The following is a 26,997-nucleotide window of genomic DNA, read 5'->3' as shown; positions in this document are numbered from 1 at the left end:
GCCCACTCTATCGAGCGATGCTCCACCCACCCGGGTCCTGCGCCCTTGCGCACCGGTCGGCCGATCAGTCGGTGACGACGCGGTTCCGCCACGCCCACGCGGCGATCTCGACCCGGTTGCGGGCGCCGATCTTGTTCTGCACCGCGGCGAGGTGTGTCTTCACGGTCGACAGCGACAGGAACAGCTCCTCGCCGATCTCGGTGTTCGTGCAGCCGCGGGCCGCCGCGCGCACGACGTCGAGTTCCCGCGTCGTCAACGGCTCGGCGGGCTCCTCCACCGTCGGCACGTCCTCGGCGGGTGCGTCGGCGAAGTGCTGCAGCAGCCGCACCGTGATCTGCGGTGACACCAGCGCGTCGCCGCGGGCGGCCGCGCGGATGGCCTCCAGCAGCAGCGCAGGCCCCGCGTCCTTGAGCAGGAACCCCGACGCCCCGCCGGTGAGCGCGCTGTGGACGTACTCGTCGAGGTCGAACGTCGTCACGACGACGACCTTCAACGGGTCGGCGACGTCCGGGCCGGCCAGCTGCCGCGTGACCTCGAGCCCGTCCATGCCCGGCATGCGGATGTCGAGCAGGCACACGTCAGGCCGCAGCTCTCGCGCCTTGGACACGGCGTCGATCCCGTCCGCGACGTCGGCCACGACCTCCATGTCGTCTGAGGCGTCCACGATCATGCGGAAGCCGGTGCGCACCATGTCCTGGTCGTCGGCGATCAGTACCCGGATCACTGAGACTCCTCATCTCCCTGCAACGGCAACCACGCTTCGACGACCCAGCCGCCGCCGTGCCGGTCGGCGGTGAGCGTGCCACCCAGCAGTTCGACCCGCTCGCGCATGCCCACCAGACCGTAGCCGCCGACGGCGGCGAGCGGTCCCGGTTCCCCCGGCTCACCGTCGTCGGCCACCCGGATGTGCAGCAGGGCGCGCCCGCTCTCGTCCGGCCCGCCGGCATCGGTCTCGCCGCGCACTGTCGCCCATGCCGCGGAGGCGCCCGTGGCGTGCTTGCTGACGTTGGTGAGTGCCTCCTGCACGATCCGCAGCGCCGACCGTGCGACCTCCTGCGGCAGTCCCTGCGGCACGTCGACGTCGAGCTGCACCGGCACGCCGTGTACCGCCGAGGTGGCGAGTTTCCGCAGGTCGGCGTCGAGGTCAGTGGTCGCCTGCTCGCCCGGTCCCGGCTGTTCGCCCGCGGCTGCTGCGGCGTCGCCGGTCTCCCCGCGCATGCTGCGCACGAGTCGCCGCATCGCCGCGAGCGCCTCGGTGCCCGCGGTCTCGATCTGCCCCAGCGAATCGGCGACGACGTGCGGGTTCTGCTCCGCGACGATCCGCACCGCCTGGGCCTGCACCACGATGCCGGTGACGTGGTGCGCCACGACGTCGTGCAGTTCGCGGGCCAGCGCCATCCGTTCGGCGGTCTGCGCCTCCGCGACGGCCGCTTCGACCGTGGTCTTGCGTTCGGAGTCGCGGGCCCGCAGGAACAGGCCGATGGCGACGCTGATGCCGAGCAGCAGCACCGCGGTGACCGCGAGCCCCTGCAAGAGCTGGAAGCGGCGGTCGTAATGCGTGAACGGCTGGATGAACGTCACGATCTGGACGACAGTTCCGATGGCGACGGCGGCGGAGAGCGTCGCGATCGCGGTGACGGCACGCCGCGGCGATTCGAGCCGCACGAGCAGCGCGGTGACGACCATGCCCGACGCGGTGACGGCCACGGGCACACCGCCCAGCGAGACGTACCGGTCGGCGCGGGTCAGCAGCGCCAACATCGTGGTCGCCGCGATCACTCCGCTGATTCCGAACGCGTGGCTGAACGGGTGGTTCACGCCACGCAGCGCCAGCACCACGGCTGCGATCGCGGGCACGATCATCACGAGGTCGACGTCCGGCCCGCTGAGCACGATCGACGCGTCGAGGAACAGTGCCAGCGCCAGCACGCCGACGAGCAGCCACTGTTGCCGGAGCAGTGTGCCGAGCGCGCCGTCGCCGATCCCCTGCCGGGCACGGGCACCGGGAACGACGGCCACGACCAGCAGCGCGAGTCCCATGCCTGCCAGCTGCAGGATGTGCACGCCCGCGTCGCGCAGCACCGCGGTCGCCACCTCGGCCGTGACGAGCGCCGAGATCGTCACGACCGCGATCGCCGCGGGTGCCGACCGCGCGCAGTAGTAGACGAGCAGCAGGCCGGCGACGCATTCGGCGAACGACGTCTCCGGCAGCAGTGTCGAGAAGGTCGGGGCGTCCGTGAAGTTGATCAGCACCGAGTTCGCGCCGAGTACGCAGGCGCCGGACCAGCCCGCGAACACGGGTCTGGACCTGCCGGTCACCGCACAGGCCGCCAGCAGCAGGATCCCCGGGAGCGGGATCAGGTCGACGAGCGGCATCCCCACCCCGTCGGTCGCCGCGGGCAGCAACACGGCGAGATCGGCCAGCACGGCGGCGAGCAGCACCATGATGGCGGGGTCGACCTGACGCAGCAGCCGGGTGACGCGTTCGCGGAACGGGGACGTGTCGGGCATGCCGCGGACGGTAGTCGAGCCGGCCACGGAGGAGGCCCGGCCGGACGGCTCGTGTCGGATCGGCCGATCGGCCGATGCCGCAACGCGTGGTTCCGGCCTTCCGTCCGAAGTGGCCGCCCCCACGGCTCAGCCAGGCTGCACAGCCATGACGACACGGATTTCAGGGCAGCCGCCCTCCCCGGCAATCCCGGCCCGGCCCGCGTTGAGCGGCCGCGGTCTCAGCAAGCGCTACGGCGCGCAGCACGCCTTGTCCGGAGTGGACATCGACGTCACGCCGGGTGAGGCGATGGCGATCGTGGGGCCCTCCGGGTCCGGCAAGTCGACGTTGCTGCACGTGCTGGCCGGCATCCTGCCGGCGGACGACGGCGAGGTGACGCTCGGCGGCAGGCGCATCGACTCGCTCGGCGAGACGAAACGCAGTGAACTGCGGCGCACCGAGTTCGGGTTCGTCTTCCAGTCGGGCATGCTGGTCGGCGAGCTGTCGGCCGAGGAGAACGCCGCGCTGCCCACACTGCTGGCCGGCACCGGCCGCAAGGAGGCGCTGGCCGAAGCGCGCCGGTGGCTCGAGCACCTCGGTCTCAAGGGCAAGGAACGCAACCGGCCAGGCGAACTGTCCGGCGGGCAGGCACAGCGCGTCGCGATCGCCCGGGCGCTCGTGCACCGGCCGAGCGTGATCTTCGCCGACGAGCCGACCGGTGCACTCGACACCCGCACCGGCGGCGAGACGATGCGGGCGCTCCTCGAGGCGGCAGCCGGATCCGGCGCCGCGGTCGTGGTCGTGACGCACGACCGGGACCTGGCCGCGTCGTTGCCGCGCACGGTCAGCCTCCGCGACGGCCGGATCGAGGCCGACACCCGCGCGGGAGCGGTGGTGCCGGCGTGAACAGCTTCCAGCTCGCGCTGCGCGTGTTGCGGACCGACGGCCGCACACGCGTTTCGGCGATCCTGATCGCCGTCGGCGTGGCCGTGGCCACGGCCCTGGTGCTGCTGCTCGTCTCGCTGCCGGGCGCCACCGAGTCGCGCGCGGACCGATCTGCGTGGCAGCAGTTCGGCGAGCCGTCGTCCGGCGGAGCGTCCCTGGAACTGGCGGCCAGCGAGGACATCACGCCGGACGGCAGACAGATCCAGCGGGTGGACGTCGCCGCGCTGGCTGATCCCGCGCAGATCGACCTCCCGCCCGGTATCGACCGCCTGCCCGCGCCCGGCGAGGCGTTGCTGTCGCCGGAGCTTGCCGACGCGGTCGACCACACGCCCGGCTCGCAGCTCGGCGAGCGCTTCGGCGCGAACGCAGGAGTGCTCGGTGACGACGCGTTGGCGTATCCGGAACAGTTGGTCGCGCTGGTCGGCCACGCACCCGACGACATGCCCGCGGCGGCGGCGCCGCAGGCCGGGTTCAATCCAGGGGGCCAGGGTCCGGACCCGCTGCTGGGGCTGCTGGCGGGCGTCGGCGTGGTGGTGCTGACGGTGCCGAGCATGGTGCTCGTGGCGTCGGCGGCACGGCTGATCGCGGCACGCAGGGAACGCAGGCTCGCCGCGTTCCGGCTGGCGGGTGCGACCCCGCGGCAGGTCATCGCGATGGTCACGGCCGAGACCGCGATCGCGGCTGCGGGCGGTGCGCTGCTCGGCTGGGCGGTGAGCCCGCTGCTGCGGCAGGCGGCCACCACCGTGCCATGGGGCGGCGGCACGTGGCAGGCTTCGGACTTCGTGCTGGGTGCGGTGCCGACCGTGGCGATCGTCGTCGTGGTGCCGTTGCTGGTCGTGTTGGCCGCGGCCTTCGGGCTGCGACGGGTGCTGTCGACCCCGCTCGGCGCCGCGGGTGGGCACGAGCCCAAACCGTTGCACTGGTGGCGCCTCGTGCCGCTCCCGGTGTCGGGCGCGTTGTTCGCCTTCCTGGCCACCACCGCCGAAAGCCAGTTCGAAGCGACGCTGCTGTTGCTGTCGATGGCGATGGTGATCGGCTCACTGACGTTGGCGGGCCCGTGGCTCACCTCGGCGATCGGCGGGATGTTCGTACGGCGCTGGCGCAGGCCGTCGGGACTGCTGGCCGGACGTCGGCTGCGCGACGACCCCCGCGGGGCCTACCGGGCGACCGCCGGTGTGGTCCTGGCCGTGTTCACCGGCTCGATGGCACTGACGGTGCTGCCGAGCATCGAAGGGCAGGCGGGAGCGCTGCGGGAGTACGCCGACGGCGTGCTCTACGTCGATGTCGACCAGGACTCGCTGCAGCGGATCGCGGCCGACACCAACGAGGCGCTGGCGCGCTACGGCCAGGACGAGCGAGCCGTCGCGATCGGCGACGCCTTCCTCGGCAACGACAACGCCTACGCCAGGGTCGTCGACTGCGATGCGGCCGAGCAGCTCCTGGCGGTCGACATGCGCGGGGCCTGCGAGGGCACGCCCGGTGTGTACACGCCGTACCCGGACGTTTCGCGGGACGAGCTGACGGTGTCGGCGGAGTTCGATCAGCCGGGCACGTCGCTGCCCGCGGACGTGCCCGTGCGGCCGATGACGGCCGAGTCCGAACTGGCGCCCGAGGTCATCGTCGACCCGGCGGTGATCCCCTCGGACTTCACCCCGAACGCGGGCACGGTCGCGGTCCCGTCGACGCCCGCCAACGCCGACGTCGTCCGCACGGCACTGGCGTCCGCCGCGGGCGGCCTGCCGGTGCAGAGCAGGCAGGCACGCCTCGACGGGCAGCTCTCCCAGCTCGACGACCTGCAGCGAGTCACGGTTATCGGCCTCCTCGCGGCGTCGATACTCGGCGGCTGCAGCGCGGCCATCAGCACGGCCGGATCGGTGCTGGACCGGCGGCGCACGTTCGGTGCGCTCATGGCGGCGGGCACTCCGGTGCGGGTGCTGGCGAGGGCGCTGCGCGCGGAGGCGGCACTGCCGGCGTTGGTGGCGACCGTCGGTGCGGGCGTGGCGGGGACGCTCGTCGGGATCGGCCTGTTCGCCGTGGTCGACGACGGCACCGAGGTGCTCACCCCGTGGCTGGCGGCGCCCGTGGTGCTGGGGATCGGGGTCGCGCTGATCGCGTCGTCGGTGTGTGCGCCCGCCCTGCGCCGTGTCCAGGCCGAACCGCTGGCCGACGAGTAACCGCGGCGGGGAGCAGGGACCGCGGGGAGAAGGGGAACCCGCGGGGACGAGGAACCCGCGGGGACGGGGGATCGAGGGGACGAGGAACCCGCGGGGACGGGGGGATCGAGGGGCCGAGGGGAACCGCGAGGGGGATTGCGGGGACCGGGGAAACACGGCGGGGCGTTCATCGGGGGACGCCCCGCCGTGTTGCGCTTTCCGGGGCTCGTGTTGCGTCCTCCGGGGGCTGTGTTGCCCTTTCCGGGGACCGTGTTGTGCACGCCGCACGCCGCACGCCGCACGCCGCACGCCGCCCGCCGTCACCGCTCGAGGCCGGGCCGACCGGCTCAGTGCTTCTCGAAGATTCAGCGCTTCTCGAAGATCAGGTCGCGGGAGACGCGGCCCTCCTGTTCGGCGCGCTGTTCGAACTTGGTCACGGGGCGCCACTCGGGCCGCGGAGCCCAGCCGTCGAAGCGGTTGACCAGCGACTTCTCCGCCGAACACACCTCGAGCATCTGGTCGGCGTAGTCCTGCCAGTCCGTCGCGAGGTGCAGTGTTCCCCCTTCGGCCAGCCGAGAGGCCACGAGCTCGACGAACGTCGGCTGCACGAGACGCCGCTTGTGATGGCGCTTCTTCGGCCACGGATCGGGGAAGAAGATGCGCACGCCCGCCAGCGAGCCGGGTTCGACGTGGTCGCGCAGCAGCGGCACCGTGTCGCCGTGCAGCAGCCGCAGGTTCGACACGCCGAGCTTGTCGGCGCGCAGCATCAGCTGGCCGAGGCCCGCCTCGTAGACCTCGATGGCGACGTAGTTGACCTCCGGCGCTTCGGCCGCGAGCTGGGCGGTCGCCTCGCCCATGCCGGAGCCGATCTCCAGCACGACGGGCGCCGACCTGTCGAACCACGCATCGAAGTCGATCCGGCCGGGTTCGAGTTCGGACACCGCCCGGCCCAGCTCGGACCACCGGGTGTCCCACGCGCGCTGCTGGCCGACCGTCATCCGCCCGCCGCGCTTGACGTAACTGACGACGCTGCGCAGCCGGGGCTGTCCTTCGCTCTCCACGGACGCCGACGATAGCCGCGGGTCAGCGGACCGCTTCGATCTCCCCCAGCCGCGCCCGCAGCTCCGCGGGTCCCGCTATCGGGACCGGCTCCGGTGCGGCAGCCTCGTGCGCAGGGAGCATGTCGATCCACCCGGTGTGACGCGAGGTGTTGACGATCGTGGTCGGGGTGCGCCGGTTCTCACCCGTGCCCTCGGACGGCATGAACTCCCAGTAGCCGGATTCGCCGCCCGCGGCCCAGGGCACGAACTCCCAGCCCGGACGGCGACTGAGGAGGTTGTGCACGCGGTCCTCGATGCGGAACCCCGCGTCGCGCGATTCGAGCGTCCCGTCGGCGAGCGCGCGCAACCACCACGGGGACGGCACGGTCGCGCCACCTCGCCCGGCGGCACGGTAGAGGGCCAGCACCTGGCCCAGCGGTGCGCGGTGTACCCAGGCCACGCGCAGGTCGGCGGGGCTGGCGGCGTCGCCGGTGACGAGCGGCAGCTCGATGGCCTGCGACCATTCCAGCCCGACCATCGGCTCCAGGCTGAGTGAGGTGTCGTCCCGGCTGCGCCGGTCGGTGCCGCGCCGATCTGGGTCGCGCCGATCTGGGTCGCGCCGGTCTGGGTCGGGCAGGTCGAGGTCGGGCGGATCGGCACCGGGTACGTCCCGGCCCGCCGGCCCGGCCCCACCAGGCACGACATCACCCGGAGCCGTATCACCCGGTGTGACATCACCAGGCGAGGCAACTCCACCCGGTGGCGCAGCACGGGTCGGCGGCGCAGCACGGTCCGGCAGTTCGCCGCCTGCCGGTCGCGGGATGTGGAACTCCTGCTGAATCTCGGACACCGTCAAGGATCACCTCCGTAGAGTCCTGACGGGCTGACATCCAGCATCCCCCGAAACCGCCCGGCTGCGCGTCCTCCGTGGGGGTATTCACACCACGTTCGCCGGCCGTCGCTACCGGAACCCCGCTCACGTCCACACCGTCGCCTGTCTGGGGCCAAGCAGGCACGGCGGGTGAGGACGAGCCGGACGCAGCCGCACAGTCGGGTCCGGGCCGCCCCCGAATCGCGGCCCGGACCCGCTGCTCCCCTCCTCGGGGTCTCCGCCCACCCGCAGCCCCGCGGCGGTCCCGTACGCCTTCCACGGGTGGGCGGTTCTTCTCCCTAGCGGCCGTCCTCCCCCGAGGGCGGCCGCGGGTCACGCGTCGCGCTTGCGCGCGGTCGCGATCGCGATGGCCAGCAGCACCACGGCGAACGCGGCGAAGTAGGCCAGCGCCCACCACTGGCTCAGCGTCGACGTCGACAGCGGCTGCCCGTACGCCGCACCGCCCGCGGACTCGCCGTTGCCGGTGACGAACTTGTGCAGCACGTTGAACGGCAGCCACTTGAAGATGTCGGCGCCGATGCCCGGAATCAGCGTTACCAGGTTCTCCGCGGCGAGGAAGTAGATCAGCACCAGGGAGATCGCACCCGCGCTGTGCCGCACGAGGATGCCGACCGCCATCGCGACCACGGCGGCCAGTGCGCACGCAGGTCCGACGCCGGCGACGTTGATCCAGTCGGCTGCGCTGTTGAGCGCCAGGTCGGCTTCGGGCTTGATCAGCGTGGCCAGGCCCCACGACAGGAAGGCCATGATCTCGCCGATGACCAGCGCGATGAGAGCGATGACGGTCGCCTTGGCGGCGAGCGCGGCTGCGCGGTTGGGCACCGCCTGGAACGTGGTGCGGATCGTCCCGAACCGGTACTCGGTGGTGACGGCGAGTGCCGCCAGCACCATGATCACGGCCATGCCGAAGTTGTAGGCGTACTGCGTGGCCGACACGGTGGCCGGGAACTGTGCGTTGCTCTGGCTCACGACCAGTGCGGTGAACCCGCCGGTGAGCAGCAGAGCCGTGAGCGCGCACCACCACGGTGACCGGGTGCTGAGCAGTTTGATGCGTTCGACTGCGAGAAGAGTCATGTCGGTTTACCCCTGTTGGTTCGTGGCGCCGTTCGGGTTGGCCGTCGGCGTCAGTTCGTGACGGCCGCGTGACCGGCGGGCTGCTCGGCGGCTTCGGTCTCCAGATCGGCGTGGTACTCGACCGAGTCCCCCGTGATCTGCATGAACGCCTGCTCCAGCGAGCCCTGCTGCGGGGCGAGCTCGTGCAGTGTCACCTGGTTCTCCATGGCCAGCTCGCCGATCTTCTCGCCCGCGACCCCCGCCACGAGCAGTCCGTCGTCGGTGGGCGTGACGGTCGCGCCGACGCGGTCGAGCGCCGGACGCAGCCGGTCGAGATGCGGGCTGCGCACCTTGACGGTGCTGTCGGTGGCGCGTGCGACGAACTCCTCGGTGGTGCTCTGCGAGATCAGCTTGCCCTTGCCGATGACGACGAGGTCCGTGGCCGTCAGGGCCATCTCCGAGAGCAGGTGGCTGGAGACGAACACGGTGCGGCCCTCGTCGGCGAGGCGCTGCATGAACTTGCGGATCCAGAGGATGCCTTCGGGGTCGAGACCGTTGACGGGCTCGTCGAACAGCAGCACCTCCGGGTCGCCCAGCAGTGCGCCCGCGATGCCGAGTCGCTGTGACATGCCGAGCGAGAACCCGCCTGCGCGTTTGCTCGCCACCTCGGAAAGGCCCACGATGTCGAGCACCTCGTCGACGCGCTTCGGCGAGATCTTGTTCGACTTCGCCATCCACGACAGGTGGGCGCGGGCGCTGCGGTTGGGGTGCACCCACCGCGCGTCGAGGAGTGCGCCAACGGTCCGCAGTGGATGGTGCAGTTCGGAGTAGCGCTTGCCGCCGATGGTGACGGTGCCGCTCGTCGGGTTGTCGAGCCCGAGCATCATCCGCATCGTCGTCGACTTGCCCGCGCCGTTCGGGCCGAGGAATCCGGTCACGCGTCCGGATTCGACGGTGAACGACAGGTCGTCGACGGCGAGTTTGTCGCCGTACCTCTTGGTGAGGCTCTGCGCCTCGATCATGGTGTCCTCCTGTGGCGGCGTTCGACGGCCGTGGGTGTGGCGGGCGCCGGGTTCACGGGTCGAACCCGGATGCCGATGCGTCACTGCGGTGGCCGTGGCGAACGTCGTTGTCGTCCCCGGTGCGGCGATTCGCCTGGGTAGATCGCCTGTGGTGGGCTTCATCATTCCGGCTACCCGCCCGGTTGCGCGTCATCCTGTAGACCGAAATCGGGTTGTCCCGTGGTCGTAGGCGGGTGGCCGGTCGTCGTTTCTTCCCAGGTCTTCGCCGGTGCTCATAGCTTCCTGGATCGGTGGTGTACGCGCGATCGGTGACAACCCTGAGTTCCCCCTGAACCGCCGATTTCCGATGTCGGGGATGTCGTGTCCGGGGGCTGCTCGGGTGCGGGCAGCCACGGCTTGCGACAGTTATTGAACTGTGGTTCATTAATGGGGTGGCGAGACCGCGGACGATCACCGACGAACGGTTGCTGACGGCAGCGGCCGCAGTCATCGAGCAGGCAGGGCCGGGTTTCACGCTGGCGCAGGTCGCCCGCGAGGCGGGGGTGGCGGTCGGCAGCGTCGCGCAACGCTTCGGCTCGAAGGCAGGCCTGCTGCGGGCGTTGACTGAACTCGGGCGCACCCAGGCCGTCGAGCGCATGCGCGGGGCCGCGGCCGAAGCGGACTCGCCGGCAGCGGCCGTGCGGTCGGCGCTGCTCGCGGTGTTCGCAGGTCTGGACAACGGCGGCGACTCCGGCGTCGCGAACCACCTCGCCCAGCTCGGCACCGACCTCGCCGACCCGGAGCTGCGCGGCCTCCTCGGCCTGCACTACGCGGCCCTCAGGGGCGAGCTGACCGTGCTGCTGCGCGCCGTGCCGGACAGCGGGTGGCGCGGACCGGAACCCGACGTCGCCGCGCGCGTGCTGCTGTCGGCGGTCAACGGCGCGGCACTGGACTGGTCGCTGCGGGCCGACGACGCCACCAACGACACCGGACTTGCGAACGACATCGCCGACGACACCGGGCCTGCGAACAACACGACGGCGGCGAACGAAGCGGGACCGGTGAGGGGCACGTTGCGGGCCTGTCTCGCCGAGACCGTCGACATGATCATGAAGGGATGGCTGCCATGACCGGAACCGGCCCGCTGCAAGGCAAGGTCGCCGTGGTGACGGGTGCGACGCGGGGATGTGGCAGGGCGATCGCGGTGGAACTCGGACGCGGCGGGGCGACCGTGTTCGTCGCGGGAAGGACGACGCGCGAGCACGCGTCGCCGATGGGCAGGCCGGAGACCATCGAGGGGACAGCCGAACTCGTCGACGAGGCAGGCGGCCGCGGGATCCCGGTCCGGTGCGACTTCTCGAACGTGGCTGATGTGGACGGTCTCGTCGCCAGGGTCGATGCCGAAGCGGGTGGGCGGATCGACGTGCTCGTCGACGACGTGTGGGGCGGCGATCCGTACGTCGACTTCGACAACGCGTACTGGGAGTCGCCGTTGGACAGTGCGCTGACTCTCGTGCGCGGCGGACTGGAGACGCACCTCATCGCGCTGCACCGGCTGCTGCCGCTGGTTGTGCGCGATCCGGGCGGTCTCGTGGTCGAGGTGACCGACGCCGAGGACGACGAGTACCTCGGTGCGGGCATCCCGTACTACCTCGTCAAGTGCGGGGTGCGGGCCATCGGGCGGGCGCTGGGCGCTGAACTCACCGCCCACGGCTGCACGGGGCTGTCGGTCACACCGGGATTCCTGCGTTCGGAGGCCATGCTCGACCTGTTCGGCGTCACCGAGGAGAACTGGCGGGATGCGGTGACCGACGAGCGCCCGGAGTTCGCCGTGTCGGAGACGCCCGCGTACCTGGCGCGCGGTGTCGCCGCGCTGGCGGCCGATCCCGATGTGGCGCGGCTGGCGGGCCGCACGCTCGCGTCGTGGACGCTGTCGTCGATGTACGACATCACCGACGTCGACGGCAGCCGTCCCGACTTCGGCCGCTGTTTCCGCGAGGTCTTCCAGGCGGGGCTCGACCCGAGGACGGTCGACATGTCGGTGTACCGCTGAGGCATCCCCCGAAATTCTTCCGCCTCATCCCTCACGGGTAGTGCCCCCAAGGGCACCTTAGTGGCACTCAACGCCCCCAAGGTGCCCTTGGGAGCAACCCGCCTCACTGCCCGATCCGGAAGATTTGCGGTGAGGTTTCAGGTTCCGGGGCGGGCGAGTCCGGTTTCGTAGGCGAGGACGACGGCCTGGACGCGGTCGCGCAGGTCGAGCTTCGTGAGGATGCGGCCGACGTGGGTCTTCACGGTCGCCTCGGACAGGAACAGCTCTCGCGCGATCTCCGTGTTCGACTGTCCCTTCGCGACGTGGGCCAGGACTTCGCGTTCCCGCTCGGTGAGCGCGTCCAGCGCGCTCGCGTCGCGTGGTGCGATCCGTCCGGTGTCGACGAACCGGTCCAGCAGCCGCCGGGTCACCGCGGGCGAGACGACCGCGTCGCCGCGCGCCACCGACCGCAGCGCCGACACCAGATCGTCGGGCGGCGTGTCCTTCAACAGGAACCCGGACGCGCCGGCCTGCAACGCCGAGTAGACGTATTCGTCCAGGTCGAACGTCGTCATGACCAGCACCCGCGAACTGCCCGCCGTCACGATCCGCTGCGTCGCCTCGACGCCGTCGAGCACGGGCATGCGCACGTCCATCAGCACGACGTCCGGGTTCAGCTGCTCGGCGAGGTGCACCGCCTCCTCGCCGTTGCCCGCCTCCCCCGCAACCTCGATGTCGCCGGACGCGTCGAGCACCATGCGGAAGCCGACCCGCATCAGTTCCTGATCGTCGACGACGAGTACTCGGATCATTCGCCCAACCTAACGGTGAGTACGGCACGGACCTGCCAGCCGCCGCCGGGTGCCGGTCCTGCGGTGAGGGTTCCGTCGTGGACGTTCGTGCGTTCGCGCATGCCGATGAGGCCGTTCCCACCCGGCGCCGACGGTGCGCGCTCGGCCGGTCCTTCGCGCGCCGCGCCCGCACCGGGCCCACCCGCCAGCACCGGGTTGGCCCGGCCCGCGCCGTCGTCCTCCACGTCGATGTGCACCGACCCGGCGTGGTCGGTGTCGCGGCCGGCCCCGCGGTCCCAGCGCACCCGCACGTGCGCGCGCGTGCCGACGCCCGCGTGCTTGAGGCTGTTGGTGAGCGCCTCCTGGACGATCCGGTACACGCCGAGCGATACGCCCGCGGGCAGCTCGTCGATGGTCTCGTCCAGGTCGAGCCGCACCGTCAGGCCCGCCGTCTCGACGCGGTCGGCCAGTTCGACGAGGTCGGCGGCCGTCGGTTGCGGCGTGCGCGCCCCCTCGCCGCCGACGCGATTCTCGGCGTCGTCGCGGTCGTCATCGCGCAGGATCGCCAGCAGCCTGCGCAGTTCGTGCAGCGCGCTGCGGCCCGTGTCGGAGATGGTGCCGATCGCGCGTTCGGCCAGGTCGGGGTCCTTGCGGACGGCGTAGGACGCGCCGTCGGCGTGCACCACGATCACGCTGACGGCGTGCGCCACGACGTCGTGCAGCTCGCGGGCGATGCGTTCGCGCTCCTCGGCGACGGCGATGCGGGTGGCCTGGTGGCGTTCGTTCTCCAGCAGGTGCAGCCGCGCCTCGACCTCGGCCTGGTAGGCGCGCCGGGCGCCGACGAACTCACCCAGCACCCAGCAGAGCGCCAGGGCCAGCACGACGGTCACCGTGTTGACGACCCAGTCGTCGGGGTACTGGAGTATCTGGTGCGTCAGGCTCACGACCAGCGTCAACGCGGTGTAGAACGCGGCCTGTCGGCGTCCGCTGCAGACGACCACCGTGTACAGCGCGATACAGCTGACCACGGCCACGCTGAACGCGACGTCGCCGAACCCCGCCGCGACGTACGGGATCGTCCAGACGAGCACCCAGTACGCCATGACCAGCGGGTACTTGCGCCGCAGCGGGACGACACCCAGCAGGATCACGATCAGCGGCAGTCCCACGTACCACGGCGGGGTGGCGATGTCGGGCACCGGAAACGCCACGAACAGGGCGTAGACCAGCACGTCGAGTGCGAACAGCACGATGGCGATGAGGCTGTCGCCCACCACGGGATGGGCCTTCATCCAGAGACTGATGCGGCGCACCAGCCCACGGTAGGCGGCTGTGGACCGCCCGCGCGTCGCCCTGAGGTCGCACGCCGGGTCGTCGCCTGGGATGACCGCCTGGGATGACCGCCTGGGATGACCGCGTGGGACGGCCCGGCGTCCCGGCGGCGGGCGGAACCGCCCCGAGTCGGGTCGCCGGGCCCGGCGTCGCCGTCGGCGTGTCCCGCGTCCGAGGTGGTCGGCGGCGGGATCCGGGTGGGAGGATGTGCCCGCAAACAGCGGTGGCGGACACGGCCAGCAGGGGGTTCGGATGACGGCGGCAGGTGAGGGCAGACCGGCCGGCCCGCTTTCGGACTCGGTCGCGGATCTGTGCCACCGGCTGCGTGGTCAGGTTTCCCCTCGCACGGCGGCAGGTTTCACCGAGGTGCTGCGCAGGCTCGAGGCGCCGTTGCAGGTCGCGGTCGCCGGGCGGATCAAGTCCGGAAAGTCGACACTGGTCAACGCCCTGATCGGACGTCGCGTGGCGCCCACGGCCGTCGGCGAGTGCACGAGGCTCGTGACGCGGTTCCAGTACGGCACGGTGGACCGCATCGAGGTGGTGTTCACCGACGGCACCAAGCAGGTGCAACCGTTCGCGCCCGACGGTGGCATCCCCGCGGAGCTGGGCGTCGACATCGAGCGGGTGTCGCACATCGAGGCGTACCTGACGAACGCGGTGCTGCGCGACATGACGGTGATCGACACCCCGGGACTGGGCTCGCTCGACACGTCGTCGGTGGCGCGTACCCAGCGGGCACTCGGTGCGACCCGGCTGAGCGGATCACTCGCCGACGACGCGGAGGCGCAGACCGGCGAGCCGGCCGAACCATCGGAGGACGCCGAGGACCCCGGCAGCGCCGACGCGCTCGACGAGACGTCCCGCAGCGCGCTGGTCGGCGCCGAGGCGGTGCTGTACGTCGTCACGCAGGGCATCCGGGCCGACGATCAGCAGGCACTCGCCGCGTTCACGGCGGCGACGGCGAGCCGCGAGGCGGGTCCGGTCAACGCCATCGCGGTGCTGAACAAGGCCGACACGGTGCCGCCGGAGTCGGTCGAGGGCGCCGACGGCGACGTGTGGCTCGCCGCGACGAAGCTCGCCGAGAAGCAGGCCGGCCTGCTGCGCCCGCGGGTCGCCGACGTACTGCCGGTGATCGGCCTGCTCGCCGAGTCGACGGAGACGGGAGCGTTCACCGACACCGAGGCCGACGCGCTCCGCACCCTCGCCGGCCTCGACGACGGCGACCTCGAGGTCATGCTCGTCTCGGCCGACCTGTTCACCACCTGGGACTGCGACGTGCCCGCGGGGGTGCGGGTGCGGCTGCTGGAGAAGCTGGACCTGTTCGGCATCCGCAGGGCGATCGAGGTCATTCGCGAGGACGAGCGGATCACGGTGGGTGCGCTGCACCGGCGGTTGCTCGACGTCTCCGGACTTGAGGCCGTGCAGCGGCGGCTGGCCAGCGTGTTCGCCGCGAGGGCCGACGGCATCAAGGCGGCCGCGGCGCTGGCTTCGATCACGGCGTTCGCCCACCATTCCGGTGACCACGCGGAACGACAGCGGGTGCACGACGCCATCGAGGTCCTCCTCGCCCGCCCCGAGGCGCACCAGCTGCGGCTGCTGGAGGCGTTGACGCTGGTCACGTCGGGTGCGGTCGAGATGCCGCAGGACCTGACCGACGAGGTGCTGCGGGTCGGCAGCAGCGCCGAGGTGGACGCCCAGCTCGGTTTGCCCGGCGCACCTGTGGACGACCTGGCGGCATACGCGCTGGAGCGCGCGGGCTGGTGGCGGTCGTTCGCCTCATTCGGTGCGACGCCTGCGCAGGCTCGGGTGGCGCACGTCGTGCACCGCGCGTACTTCCTGATGTGGCAGCGCCTGAAGACCCGGGCGAGCCAGGCGGCGGGAGCAGGGGGCTCCGCGTCCGGTCCCGGGCCTGGGGGCGAATCCGCCGGGGCCGCCGACGGTGTTCGCCGAGTCGATCCGGCTCCCGACGGCGCCCGGACGGGCCACATTCGCCAGGACCCGCCCGCACGTCACGACCCGCCGGCACGTCACGACCCGCCGGCACGTCACGACCCGCCGCCACGCCCCGGTCCGCCGGCACGGCCCGACCCGGCCGCACGGCCGGACCCGGCAGCGCGGCCCGCCGGGTATCCGAATCCCGCACCACCGCAGGCGGCTCGCCCGCAGCCGGTGCACCCGCCCGCCGCCGGGCCCGGCGGCGCTGGTCGGTGACCCGTGGGCGACTCGGCGACCGAAGAGTTCCGGAACGTGGGAACCGTACCGGCGGGTAGCACGTCGGAAAGCGATGTGGACCCGGTAGCACTCGCCAGCGGCATCGAGCCGGAGCAGGCGCTGGCCGACCGCCATGCGCTCATCCAGCTCTGCCTGTACGCCATGGACCGCGCGCACAGTGACGGTGTCGCCGAGCGAATCGAGAAGGGACTCGCGGCGATCGGCGTGCACGCGCTGCGTCCCGACGGTGCGCGGTTCGACCCGGCGCAACACGAGGCTGGCGGTGCCGTGCGCACCGAGGACGCCCGCCTGGAGGGCACGGTCGCCGAGACCGAGGTCCCCGGCTTCGTCGACCACGACCGTCTGCTGCGCGCACCCGTCGTCACCGTGTACACGCGTCGCTGAGCCCGCAGGCGGCTCCCCGATAGGCTGCGCGCTGTGACGGCATCCACACGCTCGCTGGGCAAGGCCGGCCTGCCCGCCCAGGTCAAGCAGGCCAGGGAAACGCTGCTCACACTGCTGCGCGGAGAGGAGCCGGAGTCGGCCGACTGGGTGGAGCGGCAGCGTTCCTCGGCGGCGGCCAAGCCGACGGTGGTCGTGGTCGGCGAGACGAACCGCGGTAAGAGTTCCCTGGTCAACGCCGTGTTGGCGGCGCCGGGGCTCTCGCCCGTGGACGCCGAGGTGGCGACGTCGACGTACCTGGTCTTCGATCACGCCGACGAGTGGGCGGCCAAGGCGTGCTACCCGGGACAGCTCGCCCCGGTGGGGTTCCCGATGGCGGAGCTGCCCGCGTGGTCCTCGGTGTCGCACGAACTGCCGGCAGGCCAGTTGCCGCCGCGGTACGTGCAGGTCGACGGGCCGGTGCCGTTACTGGAACGCGTCACCGTGGTCGACACCCCAGGTGTCGGCGGACTGGACGTCGGGCACGCCGAGCTCGCGATGGAGGCTGCGGCCAACGCGACGGCGCTGCTGTTCGTCGTCGACGCGTCGGCTCCGTTCACGTCGAGCGAGCTGCGGTTCCTGACCGAGATGAGCGATCGCGTCGAGACCGTGCTGTTCGCACTCGCCAAGACCGACCAGTTCCGGGGCTGGCGGGAGATCCTCGAGGCCGACCGCAAGTTGCTGGCCGAGCACGCTCCCCGTTTCGCCGAGGCGGTGTTCCACCCGGTGTCGGCGCGCATGTTCGAGATGGCCGCGAAGGCGCCGAACGAGCAGGCAGCGGCGACGCTGCGGGAGAAGTCGGGGATCGCCGAGCTGCAGGGGTCGCTGCAGGAGACGCTCGTCGGCAGGGCGGCGATGCTGGCCGAGGCGAACACGATGCGCTCGCTGGCCACGGCGCTGTCCGAGCGGCATGCGAACGCGGTCGCCGACCAGCGCGCGCTGACCTCCGGGGAGGACGAGGCCGCCGCGCTGCGGGCCCGCCGGGACGAGCTGACCGCCGCCCGCCGTTCGTCGACGCGGGGTTGGCAGCTCAAGCTGCGCGGCGAGATCCAGCGGGCTCGCAGCGATCTGACGCACGAGTCGGCACGGCGCATGCGGGACGCCCAGGCGCGGTTCCGGCAGGAGATCGACGGGGCGCGGCGGCAGGACCTGAAGGATCTGCCCGCGCAGGTCGACGCGGTACTGCAGGCGTCGTCGCAGCACATCTCGGGGATGCTCGCGCACCGGCTCAACCAGGTGGCCGACGCGACGCTGGCCGAGCTGTTCTCCGAGGAGGAGCTGGCCGTCATCCGCTCGCAGTTCTTGCGCGGGGTGACGCCGCCGGTGGAACTGCGGCCGCCGGACAAGCGCCCTTCGTCGGCCGAGGACAAGTTGCTGGTGTTCATGGGCCTGACCAGCGGTGCGGGTGCGGCGAAACTGGCCGCTGCGCCGTTGGCGGGATTCGCCCTGTTCAACCCGATCGTGTTGCCCGCGACGGTCGTCGTCGGCCTCGGCGCGGGCTGGTGGGTCGGCCGGACGCGCAGGCACTCGGCGGACAAGCAGCACACGAAGCAGTGGCTCGTCGAGTCGATCGCCGATGCGCGCTCCACGCTGGACCAGCTCGTGTCCGAACAGCTCATCGAGGCGGAGCAACAGCTGGCGCTGGCCCTGGACGAGGCGTTGAGCAGGCGGATCGAGGCGATCGAGGCCGAGCTCAAAGAGGTCGACAAGAGCATCAAGATGGACGCCCAGGAGCGCAAGCAGAAGCTGGCGGTGGCGACCAAGCGGGTCAAGGACCTGGCCGACGGCCGCGAGCGTGCCGAGACGTTGCTGGCACGGATCCGGGCGCTGCGGGACCGGCCCCGGGCGGGCGAACAGGGATAACGTTCCTGTCGCGTGCCGCGGCCTGCTGGTGGAGGGAACCGAACCGGCATACCGTGAGTCCCAAAGGCAGGACCCGCGCAAGGCGGGAGCACCGGGGAGGCCGGTGATCGCCGTGGGAGACCGCGGCGCGGCCGGCAGGTGCGAAAGGATCATCAGCCCTGAGCTAGGGGGAGTTTGCAGTGTGGGTCGACGACGGAAGCGCTGACACCACGGCCACCACCGAGGACATGACGGTGACGGTCGACGGCGAGGAGTACACGGCCGAGCTCAACCAGGACGTCGACGGCGACGGTGTGTACGACGCCGCCCTGATCGAGCACGAGGACGGTTCGGCTCAGCTGTTCGTCGACACCGACGGTGACGGTGAGGCCGACCAGTACGCCGCGGCCGATTCCGACCGCAACGTGATCGTCGAGGCCGAGTACGACGAGTCCAGCGGGCAGTGGGTCGAGATGGGCGGCGGTCCCGCCGACGCGCCGCCGGAGACCGACGCGGGTGCCGGCGGCATGATCACCGCTGACCTGGGCGAAGGGGACGTCGAGGTCGGCCCGGCGACGATCGACACCGACGAGGACGGCACGAACGACACCGCCATCGTCGAGACCGACGACGGCAACACGATCGCCTTCACCGACGAGGACGGCGACGGCGAGGCGGACATCGCCGTGGTCATCGACGAGCACGGCAACGAGGTCGTGCTCGAGAGCGACGGGGACGGTGAGTGGACCGAGACCTCCGACACCAGCGGCTCGCCGAGTGCCGCACGCGTCCCCGAGACCGCTGACGCATGGGGCGAGGGCGCCTCGATCGGTGCCGGTGTCGAAGGCGTCGCGAAGATCGACTCGGCCACCGGCCAGTGGATCAGCCAGAACTGAACCGGCGAGGCGGCGCGCGGCGCGGCCGGCGTCGCTCGATCGGCGGCCGACCATGGAGTTCTGCCGATCGGGCGATTTCACCACGCTGAGTGGCTTGCCCGGTCGCGCCGGACGTTGCGACCAGCTGTGCCCGGCTCATTGCGGCCCGATGCCCCACCGGGGCGTCGGGCCGCAAGTGTTCGCCGCCCCTTACGTCCGAGTTCACCGCTCCTACCTGGCGAAAGTCATCCTTCAACTGCGCCGATCGGCTGTAACTGAATCGATTCCCTGATCGTTCTTGTGAGAGAACCGACAGCACTGACCTGCCTGTGGTCGCAATACGGCCGTTAGTCTCTGGGAATCCCCAAGAAACGCACGCACCGTTTAGCCGCGGTGTGTGAAGCCATTTCGGTCGCCGGCAACGGAGCCCGCACCAGGACGCTGCAGTTCGGTGTGGGCTCTTGTCGTCGAAGACAGGAGAAGAGATGACTGCAGTAGCCATCCCAGGGCTGGACGACGCACCGACCACGCACAGTGGCGTGCTGTCTTGGGTGCGGGAGGTCGCGGAACTGACCACGCCTGACCGGGTGGTGTGGGTCGACGGTTCCCAGGAAGAGGCCGAGCGCATCAACCAGGAACTGGTTGAGGCTGGCACGTTCGTCAAGCTCGACAAGCGGCCGAACTCCTACTGGGCCGCTTCCGACCCGAGCGATGTCGCGCGGGTCGAGGAGCGCACCTTCATCTGCTCCGAGCGCGAAGAGGACGCCGGGCCCACCAACAACTGGATGAACCCGGACGAGATGAAGGCCACCATGACCGAGCTCTACCGGGGCTCCATGCGTGGTCGGACGATGTACGTCATCCCGTTCTGCATGGGCCCGCTCGGCGACGACGACCCGAAGCTCGGCATCGAGGTCACCGACTTCGCCTACGTGGTGGCCTCCATGGGCGTCATGACCCGCATGGGCAAGAAGGCGCTCGACAAGTTCGTGAAGGAGGACGGCACCGAGCGCGAGTTCGTGCCTGCGCTGCACTCGGTCGGCAAGCCGCTCGAGCCCGGCGAGCAGGACGTCGCGTGGCCGTGCAACGACACGAAGTACATCACGCACTTCCCGGAGTCGCGCACGATCTGGAGCTACGGCTCGGGCTACGGCGGCAACTCGCTGCTCGGCAAGAAGTGCTACTCGCTGCGCATCGCCTCGGCGATGGCGCGCGACGAGGGCTGGCTCGCCGAGCACATGCTGATCCTCAAGCTGATCTCGCCGGAGAACAAGGCCTACTACGTGGCGGCCGCGTTCCCGAGCGCCTGCGGCAAGACCAACCTCGCGATGCTGCAGCCGACCCTGCCGGGCTGGCGCGCCGAGACCATCGGTGACGACATCGCGTGGATGCGGTTCGGCGAGGACGGCCGGCTGTACGCGATCAACCCCGAGTTCGGCCTCTTCGGTGTCGCGCCCGGCACCGGCGAGAAGACGAACCCGGTGGCCGTGAAGACCATCGAGAAGGGCAACACGGTCTACACCAACGTCGCCCTGACCGACGACGGCGACGTCTGGTGGGAGGGCCTGACCAAGGAGGCGCCCGCCCACCTGACCGACTGGAAGGGCCGCGACTGGACGCCGGACTCGGACGAGCCCGCCGCGCACCCGAACTCGCGGTTCTGCGCTCCGATCTCGCAGATCCCGACGCTGGCGCCGGAGTGGGACGACCCGAAGGGCGTGCCGATCTCGGCGATCCTGTTCGGTGGCCGCCGGAAGACGACGGTGCCGCTGGTCAACGAGTCCCGCGACTGGCAGCAGGGCGTGTTCATGGGCGCCACCATGTCGTCGGAGAAGACCGCGGCCGCCGCGGGCAAGGTCGGCGAGGTGCGCCGCGACCCGATGGCGATGCTGCCGTTCCTCGGGTACCACGCCGCTGACTACTTCCAGCACTGGCTGGACACCGGCAAGAACGCCGACCAGTCGAAGCTGCCGAAGATCTTCTACGTCAACTGGTTCCGCCGCGGCGACGACGGCCGGTTCCTGTGGCCGGGCTTCGGCGAGAACACGCGCGTTCTCAAGTGGATCGTCGAGCGCCTCGAAGGCAAGGCGAACGCCCAGGAGACGCCGGTGGGTCTCGTGCCGACCGCCGAGGACATCGAGACCTCCGGCCTGTCGGAGCCGATCGAGGACATCCAGGCGTCGCTGGACGTGAACGTCGAGGAGTGGAAGCAGGAGATCCCGCTCATCGAGGAGTGGTTCGCCTCGATCGGTGAGGACAAGATCCCGTCCGCGCTGAAGGACGAGCTCGCCGCGCTCAAGCAGCGCCTCGGCTGACGTACCTGTCGTGACGACGGCTCCCCGTGGGACTTCCGCGGGGAGCCGTCGTCATGTCCGGGCTGCGGTGTCCACGGTGGCTGCGGCGTCCGCGCGGGCAACGAAGACGTACTCCATGCCGGGGCGATCGGGTGCGTCACGGACGTCGGTGACGTCGAACCCCGCGGAGTGCAGGTTCGCGGCGATCCCGTCGGGGTCGCGGAACCGCAGGGTCGAGTCCGAGGCCAGTGTGGACCCGTCCGGGAATCGATACGTGTGCCGGAACGACACGAGCGGCAGGTCGACGTCGGTGAGGGTGAGCTGTCCGGTCACGGTGCCGATCCCCGGCACGTCGCGGGTCACCGCCGGGGCCTGAGCCCACCGCTGCCACGCGCGTGCGTCCGGGCGCCGTGTCTCGAACACGAGGTGACCGCCCGGACGCAGCGCCGCGTGGATGGCGCTGAGCGTTGCCTGCCAGTCGTCGTCGGTGAGGAACACCTGCGCGACGTTGCCCGTCATCACGGCCAGGTCGGCGCGAAAGCAGGGCAGCTGCGAGGCCGCGGCAGCGGCATCTCCGCCGAGCCACGTGACGTCGGTGCTCTTGCCGCGCGCGATGTTCAGGGACGCCTCCGCCGGGTCGACGCCGACGACGTCCCGGCCCCGCTCGGCCAGCGCCACCGCGAGCTCGCCCGTCCCACAGCCGACGTCGAGCACCTGCACAGCTCCGGTCTCGTCGGCGATGTCCAGATACGGCGGCAGGTCGTCACGCTCGCCCTCGAACGTGTCGTAGAGGAGCGCGAGGCGTGGGTCTTCGAAGATCGCGTCCGGCATCCGCAGAGGGTACGAGCGCGCGGACGCGACCGGCGAACGGATTTCGCTCGTTGCGGAACCGGCGCTCGGACGGCCTGCCCGGCGCCCGATTTCGGTACCGTGCCGCCATGGAGTTCCGATTCGGTGTCAACATGCTCGCCTCGGACGAGCGGACGCGGTGGCTCGACAAGTGCCGCAAGGCCGAGGACCTCGGCTTCGACGTCGTCGCCACGCCCGACCACCTGGGGATGCCCGCACCGTTTCCGTCGCTGGTCGCGGCGGCCGGGGCGACGGAGCGGGTGCGGCTCACGACGTTCGTCGTCAACACCGCGTTCTACAACCCCACTCTGCTCGCGCGTGAGGTCGACACGACCGATCTGCTCCTCGACGGCAGGCTCGAATTGGGTCTCGGCACCGGTTACGCCAGGACCGAGTTCGACGAGGCGGGTCTGCCGTTCCCGGGCCCCGGCGCACGTCTGGACCACCTCGAACGATGCCTGGCCGTGCTGCGGGAGCACTACCGCGAGCGCAAGCGGCCGCCGATCGTCCTCGGTGGACAGCGCGACCGGATGCTGCGCATCGCCGCGCGCGAGGCCGACGTCGTCGGGTTCACGGGTGCGCATTTCAACCGCGACGGCGACAAGGCGAGCCTCGCCGGGTTGTCCGAACTGGACGAACGGGTTGCATTCGTGCGCACCGCGGCGGGTGACCGCGACCCGGAGCTGAACATGCTCGTGCAGCACGTCGACATCACCGACGACCGCGCGGCCGGACTCGAACGCATCCGGCCGTACGACGAGACGAAATCGGCCGAGGAGCTGGGTGAGCTGCCGATGCTGCTCGTCGGAACCGCCGGAGAGATCGCCGACCGGCTGCGCGCCCACCGGGAACGGTTCGGCTTCAGCTACATCACGGTCATGGAGAAGGACATGGACACCTTCGCGAGCGTCATCGACCAGCTGCGCTGATGGAGCTCATCGCGGTGGTGCCGATGCCCGCGGCGCTGATCGTGCCCGCCGCGGGCATCGGCTGGGCGTTGCTTCGCTGACTCAACTCAGGAAAGGTCAACTCAGGAAAGGTCCATTCAGAACAGGTCCACTCGGAGCCGGTCCACTCAGAACAGGCCGATGAGCTCGTCCACCGCCAGGTAGCCGAACAGTCCCAGACACACGGTCAACAGCGTGTTCGACACCCAGCCGGAGCGGCCGACGCGCTCGACCCGGTTCGAGTTGAGCAGGAACAGCAGTGTGCCCGCGAGGAACGGCATGAACAGCGCGCCGAGCGCACCGTAGGCGACGGTCAGCTGGAACGGCTGGTCGAGGAACAGCAGCGCCATCGGCGGGAACGTCAGCCAGGCGACGTACCCGCGGAACACCGGGCTGCCGATGCCCGCACGGTGGTCGTAGTCGGAGAGTCCCTCGGCTTCGCCCACCTGATACCGCGGCAGGCGCCAGGTGCGCCACCAGTCGGCGAACAGCAGGCTGACACCGTTCCACACACCCACGAGCGAGCTGAACGACACGGCCCAGAACCCGACGAGGAACGGGATACGCGCCCACTGGCCGTAGTCGGCGGCGAGTGTGTTGCCGAGCATGAGCAGGCCCTCGTCGCCGTCGACGACGTTCTGCCCCGCGAGCAGTTCGGCACCGACGACGAGCATCGCGATGACGAAGATCGCCGTGGTGATGTAGCCGGTCGTGTTGTCGAGCCGCATCATCGACAACCACCGCGACGACCGCCAGCCCTTGGCGAGCGTCCAGTAGCCGTAGGCGGCCATCGTGATGGTGCCGCCGACACCGCCGACCAGGCCCAGGACGTAGACGAACGAGCCGTCGGGCAGCCGCGGCACGAAACCTTGGAACGTCTCGACCAGATTCGGCGTCACGAGGATCGCGGTGCCGACGACGGCGACGAACATGACGCCGACGAGCGCGGTCATCACCTTCTCGATCACGGCGTACCGGCTGAACCACACGAGCGCGAACCCGACGAGGCCGCTGATGATCGCCCAGTAGCGCACGTCGAGTGCGGGGAAGAGCGCGTTCAGCGGCAGGCCGCTCGCCGACATGGCCGTGGCGCCGTAGACGAAGCCCCACACCACGGCGTACGCACCGAAATAGACGAGAACCCAGCGGCCGAGTGTGCGCCAGCCCGACAGCATCGTGCGGCCGGACGTCAGATGCCACCGGCCGACGGCTTCGGCGAGCGCGATCTTGAAGATCGTTCCGACGATCACCGCCCACAGCAGCGTGTAGCCGTAGCGCGAGCCCGCGACCATCGTGGCCACGAGATCGCCCGCACCGACGCCGGTCGCTGCGGCCATGATGCCGGGGCCGATCTGACGTACTTTCGCCTTCAGACCGACGGGGACTTCGGGTTCTGCCACCTCGCCGTGGCGGGGATCGGAGGACATGCGCAGCAATCTAACCGGCGTCGGCGCGCGGGGACAGAGCGGTGTCCGCTGCTTCTCCTGTGGGGTCGGCCAGCGTCGTGCGCAGGTCGTCGAGGGGCAGGCCGACGGCGTCGGCGATCGCCATCACGGTGAAGAACGCGGGCGTCGGGATGCGGCCGGTCTCGATCTTGCGCAGGGTTTCCACGGAGATGCCAGCGTCGGCGGCGACCGCGACCATGCTGCGTGCGCCGCGTGCGCCGCGCAGGGCGACGCCGAGTCGTTCGCCACGGAGGCGTTCGGCTTCGCTCAACGGCACTCGCACCACGGCGCCGATAGTAATACCGATCGGTGGTGACCAGGGACCGGCGACCGGCGGCGGCCGCATGGAGCGGAGCCGTGCACACAGCGGGCGCACCTGTGCACACAGCTTGTGGATAACTCTGTGGAAAACATGGGGAGGCTGTGCACAAGGCTGTGAACGCGTCGGTGACCGACCGTCGTGACCCGTTGCAGACCTCCCGTGGGACGTACACGACGAGGCCCGCCTCCCCTGCCGTGAGACGGGGAAGACGGGCCTCGTGCGCTGCGGAAATCCGCCGGGCCGTTACCGGGTCGGTCGGTGGTCCGCCGGTGTCACGCCGTTCGGTGCGGTCCCGGTCGGCGAGATGTGCGCCGGCGGACGGCGGTCATGATCCGTTCGCGCCGTTCGGCGTGGGCATCGGTGCGCCGGGGATGCTCTGGTCCTCCGGCACGATGCCATCGACCAGGTAGTCCTCCACCACCTTGTCCACGGCCGGGTTGTCGCCCGCGTAGATGCCGTGGTCGCCCTCGTCGGTCACGGTGATCATCCGCGAACCCTCGAACTTCTCGTGAGCGCGGCGGGCGCCCTCGATCGGTGTCGCCGGGTCGCGCTCCGACTGGACGATCAGTGTCGGCGGCACGCCCTCGCCGTCCATCTTCGGCAGGTCGATCGGGTTGCCCTTCCAGAAGATGCACGGCTGGATCAGCCAGCCCCAACCCAGCAGGGGCCATTGCCGGCCCATCAGTTCGGACTGCCACCTGGCGGTCATCCGGTTGCCGTACCACGGACCCTCGTTGCAGGGGATGGTCCAGAAGCTGGCGTCATAGGCGTCGTCGTACTGCTGCGCGCCGTGGCCGTTGTCCACGACGAGCGGCTGCGGTCCGCGCGACTTCGTGTTGGCGAGCAGCTCGCGCACGTTGTCCAGCGCCGTTGCGGACCCGGTGCGCATCTTCTCGCTGGTCAGCTCGCGCAACGACACGAGATACTCGGCCAGCGACGGGAACGCCGCCTTGCTGTAGAGCATGCCCGCGATCGCCGAGTCGAGCTCGTTCGGGCCGACCTTCTCCCCGTCCAGCTCCACGGGCTTCTCGGCCAGCGCCGCGCGCACCTGCTCGTAGGTCTGCCGGGCACGCTCGCCGGAGTCGCCGAAGCCGTACTGATCGTCGTGCTGGGCCATCCACGGCAGGAAGTCGTCCCGCCAGCGGCGTTCGAAGCCGAGCGGCTGCCAGTCGAACGAGCGCTGCCACGTCGTGGTGAACTCGGTCGCCGAGTCCAGCACGAACCGGCCGGTGTGCTCGGGGAACCGCTGCGCGTAGTGCGCGCCGAGCCACGTACCCGCCGAGTAGCCGACCCAGTTGATCTTCTCGCGCCCGAGCAGGGTGCGGAGCAGATCCATGTCGTGGGTGGTCTGGAAGGTGTTGATCAGCGGGCCCAGCTCACCGGACTTGATCTGGCAGGAGTCGGCCGCGTACTTCGTGGCGTCGAGGATCAGGTTGAGGTTCTCGCGGCTGCGGTCGCGAGGATCGAGCGAGTCGCCGGTACCGATGGCGCCGCCGCACGTGATGTTCGTGCTGTGGCCCGTGCCGCGCGGGTCGAAGCCGATGACGTCCTGGTGCTGGCGCAGGCGGTCCTGATCGGCGAGGCGCAACGGGAAGTCACGGCCGGGAGCGCCGGGGCCACCCGGGTTCGTCAGCACGCTCGCGGTCGAATCGCCCTCGGCCTTCAGCCTGCTCACGGCGATCGTGATGTCCTCGCCCGCATCGGCGTTGTTCCAGTCCTGGGGCGTCCGGTAGGTGGCGCACTCCAGGTCGTACTCCTTCGGCGGCTTGGCGCCGAGTTCGTCCTTGGAACACGCGTGCCAGTTCAGCTGTTGCTCGGCGTAGCGCTCCGGGACCTCGTGGGCGATCTCGGGCTGCGCGGTCGTCGCCTGTTGCGTCGTCCGCTGCCGCGGCGGCTCCTCTGCCGGGGTGCCGGTGGCCGCGGCGGCGGGAGTGATGCTGGCGACGAGAGCGGTCGCCAGCGATCCCGCGACCACGGTCCGCCGCAATGTCGTCATGGTCATGGAGTCCCTCAATCTCGAAATGATCGAGGACATTCAAGCGGG

The 26,997-nt window shown here is 70.7% G+C and carries 22 protein-coding genes; 10 read left to right on the top strand and 12 right to left on the bottom strand.

The window, feature by feature from the left end:
- Positions 1 to 64 precede the first annotated feature (64 nt).
- Positions 65 to 724 (bottom strand): response regulator, encoded by a 660-nt coding sequence (locus LY40_RS07280; protein WP_183781187.1) that lies wholly within the window; start codon positions 722 to 724, stop codon positions 65 to 67.
- A complete protein-coding gene (locus LY40_RS07275) occupies positions 721 to 2,511 on the bottom strand; it encodes a sensor histidine kinase (protein ID WP_258936328.1) in 1,791 nt (596 codons plus the stop codon). The genes LY40_RS07280 and LY40_RS07275 overlap by 4 nt, the downstream gene beginning before the upstream one ends.
- A 145-nt stretch (positions 2,512 to 2,656) precedes the next feature.
- On the opposite strand from LY40_RS07275, the gene LY40_RS07270 reads away from it, so the two are divergent.
- Together LY40_RS07270 and LY40_RS07265 are read left to right on the top strand one after the other, a co-directional pair.
- The gene (locus LY40_RS07270) at positions 2,657 to 3,394 is read left to right on the top strand and encodes an ABC transporter ATP-binding protein (protein WP_183781190.1); all 738 of its coding nucleotides are present in this window, start codon (positions 2,657 to 2,659) and stop codon (positions 3,392 to 3,394) included.
- Positions 3,391 to 5,607 carry an FtsX-like permease family protein gene (locus tag LY40_RS07265; RefSeq protein ID WP_183781193.1) on the top strand — a complete coding sequence of 739 codons (2,217 nt, stop codon included), beginning with the start codon at positions 3,391 to 3,393 and terminating at the stop codon, positions 5,605 to 5,607. The genes LY40_RS07270 and LY40_RS07265 overlap by 4 nt, the downstream gene beginning before the upstream one ends.
- Positions 5,608 to 5,951: 344 nt before the next feature.
- Here LY40_RS07265 and trmB read toward each other — a convergent pair whose 3' ends face one another.
- The 4 genes from trmB to LY40_RS07245 form a co-directional block, all read right to left on the bottom strand.
- Positions 5,952 to 6,647, bottom strand: a complete 696-nt coding sequence (trmB, locus tag LY40_RS07260) for a tRNA (guanosine(46)-N7)-methyltransferase TrmB (RefSeq protein WP_258936327.1) — start codon at positions 6,645 to 6,647, stop codon at positions 5,952 to 5,954.
- Between the two features lie 22 nt (positions 6,648 to 6,669).
- Positions 6,670 to 7,164 carry a hypothetical protein gene (locus LY40_RS07255; protein ID WP_258936737.1) on the bottom strand — a complete coding sequence of 165 codons (495 nt, stop codon included), beginning with the start codon at positions 7,162 to 7,164 and terminating at the stop codon, positions 6,670 to 6,672.
- A gap of 666 nt (positions 7,165 to 7,830) precedes the next feature.
- The gene (locus LY40_RS07250; RefSeq protein WP_183781198.1) at positions 7,831 to 8,592 is read right to left on the bottom strand and encodes a DUF2705 family protein; all 762 of its coding nucleotides are present in this window, start codon (positions 8,590 to 8,592) and stop codon (positions 7,831 to 7,833) included.
- Positions 8,593 to 8,642: 50 nt separating this feature from the next.
- On the bottom strand, positions 8,643 to 9,593 hold the full coding sequence (locus tag LY40_RS07245) for an ABC transporter ATP-binding protein (protein WP_183781202.1): 951 nt from the start codon (positions 9,591 to 9,593) through the stop codon (positions 8,643 to 8,645).
- Positions 9,594 to 10,024: 431 nt separating this feature from the next.
- Here LY40_RS07245 and LY40_RS07240 point away from each other — a divergent pair, with 431 nt between their 5' ends.
- The gene (locus LY40_RS07240) at positions 10,025 to 10,702 is read left to right on the top strand and encodes a TetR/AcrR family transcriptional regulator (protein ID WP_183781204.1); all 678 of its coding nucleotides are present in this window, start codon (positions 10,025 to 10,027) and stop codon (positions 10,700 to 10,702) included.
- On the top strand, positions 10,699 to 11,625 hold the full coding sequence (locus LY40_RS07235; RefSeq protein ID WP_183781207.1) for an SDR family oxidoreductase: 927 nt from the start codon (positions 10,699 to 10,701) through the stop codon (positions 11,623 to 11,625). The genes LY40_RS07240 and LY40_RS07235 overlap by 4 nt, the downstream gene beginning before the upstream one ends.
- 137 nt (positions 11,626 to 11,762) lie before the next feature.
- Here the strand turns inward: LY40_RS07235 and LY40_RS07230 are convergent, their stop codons facing one another.
- Positions 11,763 to 12,416 (bottom strand): response regulator, encoded by a 654-nt coding sequence (locus LY40_RS07230; RefSeq protein ID WP_183781210.1) that lies wholly within the window; start codon positions 12,414 to 12,416, stop codon positions 11,763 to 11,765.
- A complete protein-coding gene (locus LY40_RS07225) occupies positions 12,413 to 13,687 on the bottom strand; it encodes a sensor histidine kinase (RefSeq protein ID WP_307876708.1) in 1,275 nt (424 codons plus the stop codon). Before LY40_RS07225 ends, LY40_RS07230 begins: the two co-directional genes overlap by 4 nt.
- Before the next feature lie 292 nt (positions 13,688 to 13,979).
- Between LY40_RS07225 and LY40_RS07220 the strand changes: the two genes are divergently transcribed.
- From LY40_RS07220 to LY40_RS07200, 5 genes are all read left to right on the top strand, one after another.
- Positions 13,980 to 15,938 (top strand): dynamin family protein, encoded by a 1,959-nt coding sequence (locus LY40_RS07220; protein ID WP_372497722.1) that lies wholly within the window; start codon positions 13,980 to 13,982, stop codon positions 15,936 to 15,938.
- Positions 15,939 to 16,013: 75 nt separating this feature from the next.
- Entirely contained in the window at positions 16,014 to 16,343 is a 330-nt protein-coding gene (gene grpE / locus LY40_RS07215) for a nucleotide exchange factor GrpE (RefSeq protein WP_258936735.1), read from the top strand.
- A 33-nt stretch (positions 16,344 to 16,376) separates the two neighbouring features.
- Entirely contained in the window at positions 16,377 to 18,242 is a 1,866-nt protein-coding gene (locus tag LY40_RS07210; RefSeq protein ID WP_258936326.1) for a dynamin family protein, read from the top strand.
- 179 nt (positions 18,243 to 18,421) lie between these two features.
- Positions 18,422 to 19,117 carry a hypothetical protein gene (locus LY40_RS07205; RefSeq protein WP_183781219.1) on the top strand — a complete coding sequence of 232 codons (696 nt, stop codon included), beginning with the start codon at positions 18,422 to 18,424 and terminating at the stop codon, positions 19,115 to 19,117.
- A gap of 464 nt (positions 19,118 to 19,581) precedes the next feature.
- Entirely contained in the window at positions 19,582 to 21,411 is a 1,830-nt protein-coding gene (locus LY40_RS07200; protein ID WP_183781221.1) for a phosphoenolpyruvate carboxykinase (GTP), read from the top strand.
- Positions 21,412 to 21,462: 51 nt separating this feature from the next.
- Here LY40_RS07200 and LY40_RS07195 read toward each other — a convergent pair whose 3' ends face one another.
- The gene (locus LY40_RS07195; protein WP_258936325.1) at positions 21,463 to 22,221 is read right to left on the bottom strand and encodes a class I SAM-dependent DNA methyltransferase; all 759 of its coding nucleotides are present in this window, start codon (positions 22,219 to 22,221) and stop codon (positions 21,463 to 21,465) included.
- A 107-nt stretch (positions 22,222 to 22,328) separates the two neighbouring features.
- On the opposite strand from LY40_RS07195, the gene LY40_RS07190 reads away from it, so the two are divergent.
- Positions 22,329 to 23,168 carry a TIGR03621 family F420-dependent LLM class oxidoreductase gene (locus tag LY40_RS07190; protein ID WP_258936324.1) on the top strand — a complete coding sequence of 280 codons (840 nt, stop codon included), beginning with the start codon at positions 22,329 to 22,331 and terminating at the stop codon, positions 23,166 to 23,168.
- Positions 23,169 to 23,314: 146 nt separating this feature from the next.
- Here the strand turns inward: LY40_RS07190 and LY40_RS07185 are convergent, their stop codons facing one another.
- The 3 genes from LY40_RS07185 to LY40_RS07175 all read right to left on the bottom strand — a co-directional run bounded on the left by LY40_RS07185 (position 23,315) and on the right by LY40_RS07175 (position 26,949).
- Complete coding sequence (locus LY40_RS07185) at positions 23,315 to 24,613, bottom strand: Nramp family divalent metal transporter (protein ID WP_183781230.1); 1,299 nt, start codon at positions 24,611 to 24,613, stop codon at positions 23,315 to 23,317.
- Between the two features lie 10 nt (positions 24,614 to 24,623).
- Positions 24,624 to 24,917 carry a helix-turn-helix domain-containing protein gene (locus LY40_RS07180; protein ID WP_183781233.1) on the bottom strand — a complete coding sequence of 98 codons (294 nt, stop codon included), beginning with the start codon at positions 24,915 to 24,917 and terminating at the stop codon, positions 24,624 to 24,626.
- A gap of 361 nt (positions 24,918 to 25,278) precedes the next feature.
- Entirely contained in the window at positions 25,279 to 26,949 is a 1,671-nt protein-coding gene (locus tag LY40_RS07175; RefSeq protein ID WP_258936734.1) for an alpha/beta hydrolase, read from the bottom strand.
- Positions 26,950 to 26,997: the final 48 nt, after the last annotated feature.

This window comes from Prauserella salsuginis (assembly GCF_024648885.1).
In the GTDB taxonomy this organism is placed as follows: Bacteria; Actinomycetota; Actinomycetes; order Mycobacteriales; family Pseudonocardiaceae; genus Prauserella; species Prauserella salsuginis.
Note: the sequence above shows the minus strand (reverse complement) of the source record. Positions and strands in the feature narration are given on the sequence as shown.

Bases quoted from the DNA above. Each gene is read 5' to 3' on its own strand.
- LY40_RS07275 (WP_258936328.1), bottom strand. From the start codon at position 2,511: ATGCCCGACACGTCCCCGTTCCGCGAACGCGTCACCCGGCTGCTGCGT.
- LY40_RS07270 (WP_183781190.1), top strand. From the start codon at position 2,657: ATGACGACACGGATTTCAGGGCAGCCGCCCTCCCCGGCAATCCCGGCC.
- LY40_RS07255 (WP_258936737.1), bottom strand. From the start codon at position 7,164: ATGGTCGGGCTGGAATGGTCGCAGGCCATCGAGCTGCCGCTCGTCACC.
- LY40_RS07250 (WP_183781198.1), bottom strand. From the start codon at position 8,592: ATGACTCTTCTCGCAGTCGAACGCATCAAACTGCTCAGCACCCGGTCA.
- LY40_RS07245 (WP_183781202.1), bottom strand. From the start codon at position 9,593: ATGATCGAGGCGCAGAGCCTCACCAAGAGGTACGGCGACAAACTCGCC.
- LY40_RS07235 (WP_183781207.1), top strand. From the start codon at position 10,699: ATGACCGGAACCGGCCCGCTGCAAGGCAAGGTCGCCGTGGTGACGGGT.
- LY40_RS07230 (WP_183781210.1), bottom strand. From the start codon at position 12,416: ATGATCCGAGTACTCGTCGTCGACGATCAGGAACTGATGCGGGTCGGC.
- LY40_RS07225 (WP_307876708.1), bottom strand. From the start codon at position 13,687: ATGAAGGCCCATCCCGTGGTGGGCGACAGCCTCATCGCCATCGTGCTG.
- LY40_RS07220 (WP_372497722.1), top strand. From the start codon at position 13,980: ATGACGGCGGCAGGTGAGGGCAGACCGGCCGGCCCGCTTTCGGACTCG.
- LY40_RS07200 (WP_183781221.1), top strand. From the start codon at position 19,582: ATGACTGCAGTAGCCATCCCAGGGCTGGACGACGCACCGACCACGCAC.
- LY40_RS07195 (WP_258936325.1), bottom strand. From the start codon at position 22,221: ATGCCGGACGCGATCTTCGAAGACCCACGCCTCGCGCTCCTCTACGAC.
- LY40_RS07190 (WP_258936324.1), top strand. From the start codon at position 22,329: ATGGAGTTCCGATTCGGTGTCAACATGCTCGCCTCGGACGAGCGGACG.
- LY40_RS07185 (WP_183781230.1), bottom strand. From the start codon at position 24,613: ATGTCCTCCGATCCCCGCCACGGCGAGGTGGCAGAACCCGAAGTCCCC.
- LY40_RS07175 (WP_258936734.1), bottom strand. From the start codon at position 26,949: ATGACGACATTGCGGCGGACCGTGGTCGCGGGATCGCTGGCGACCGCT.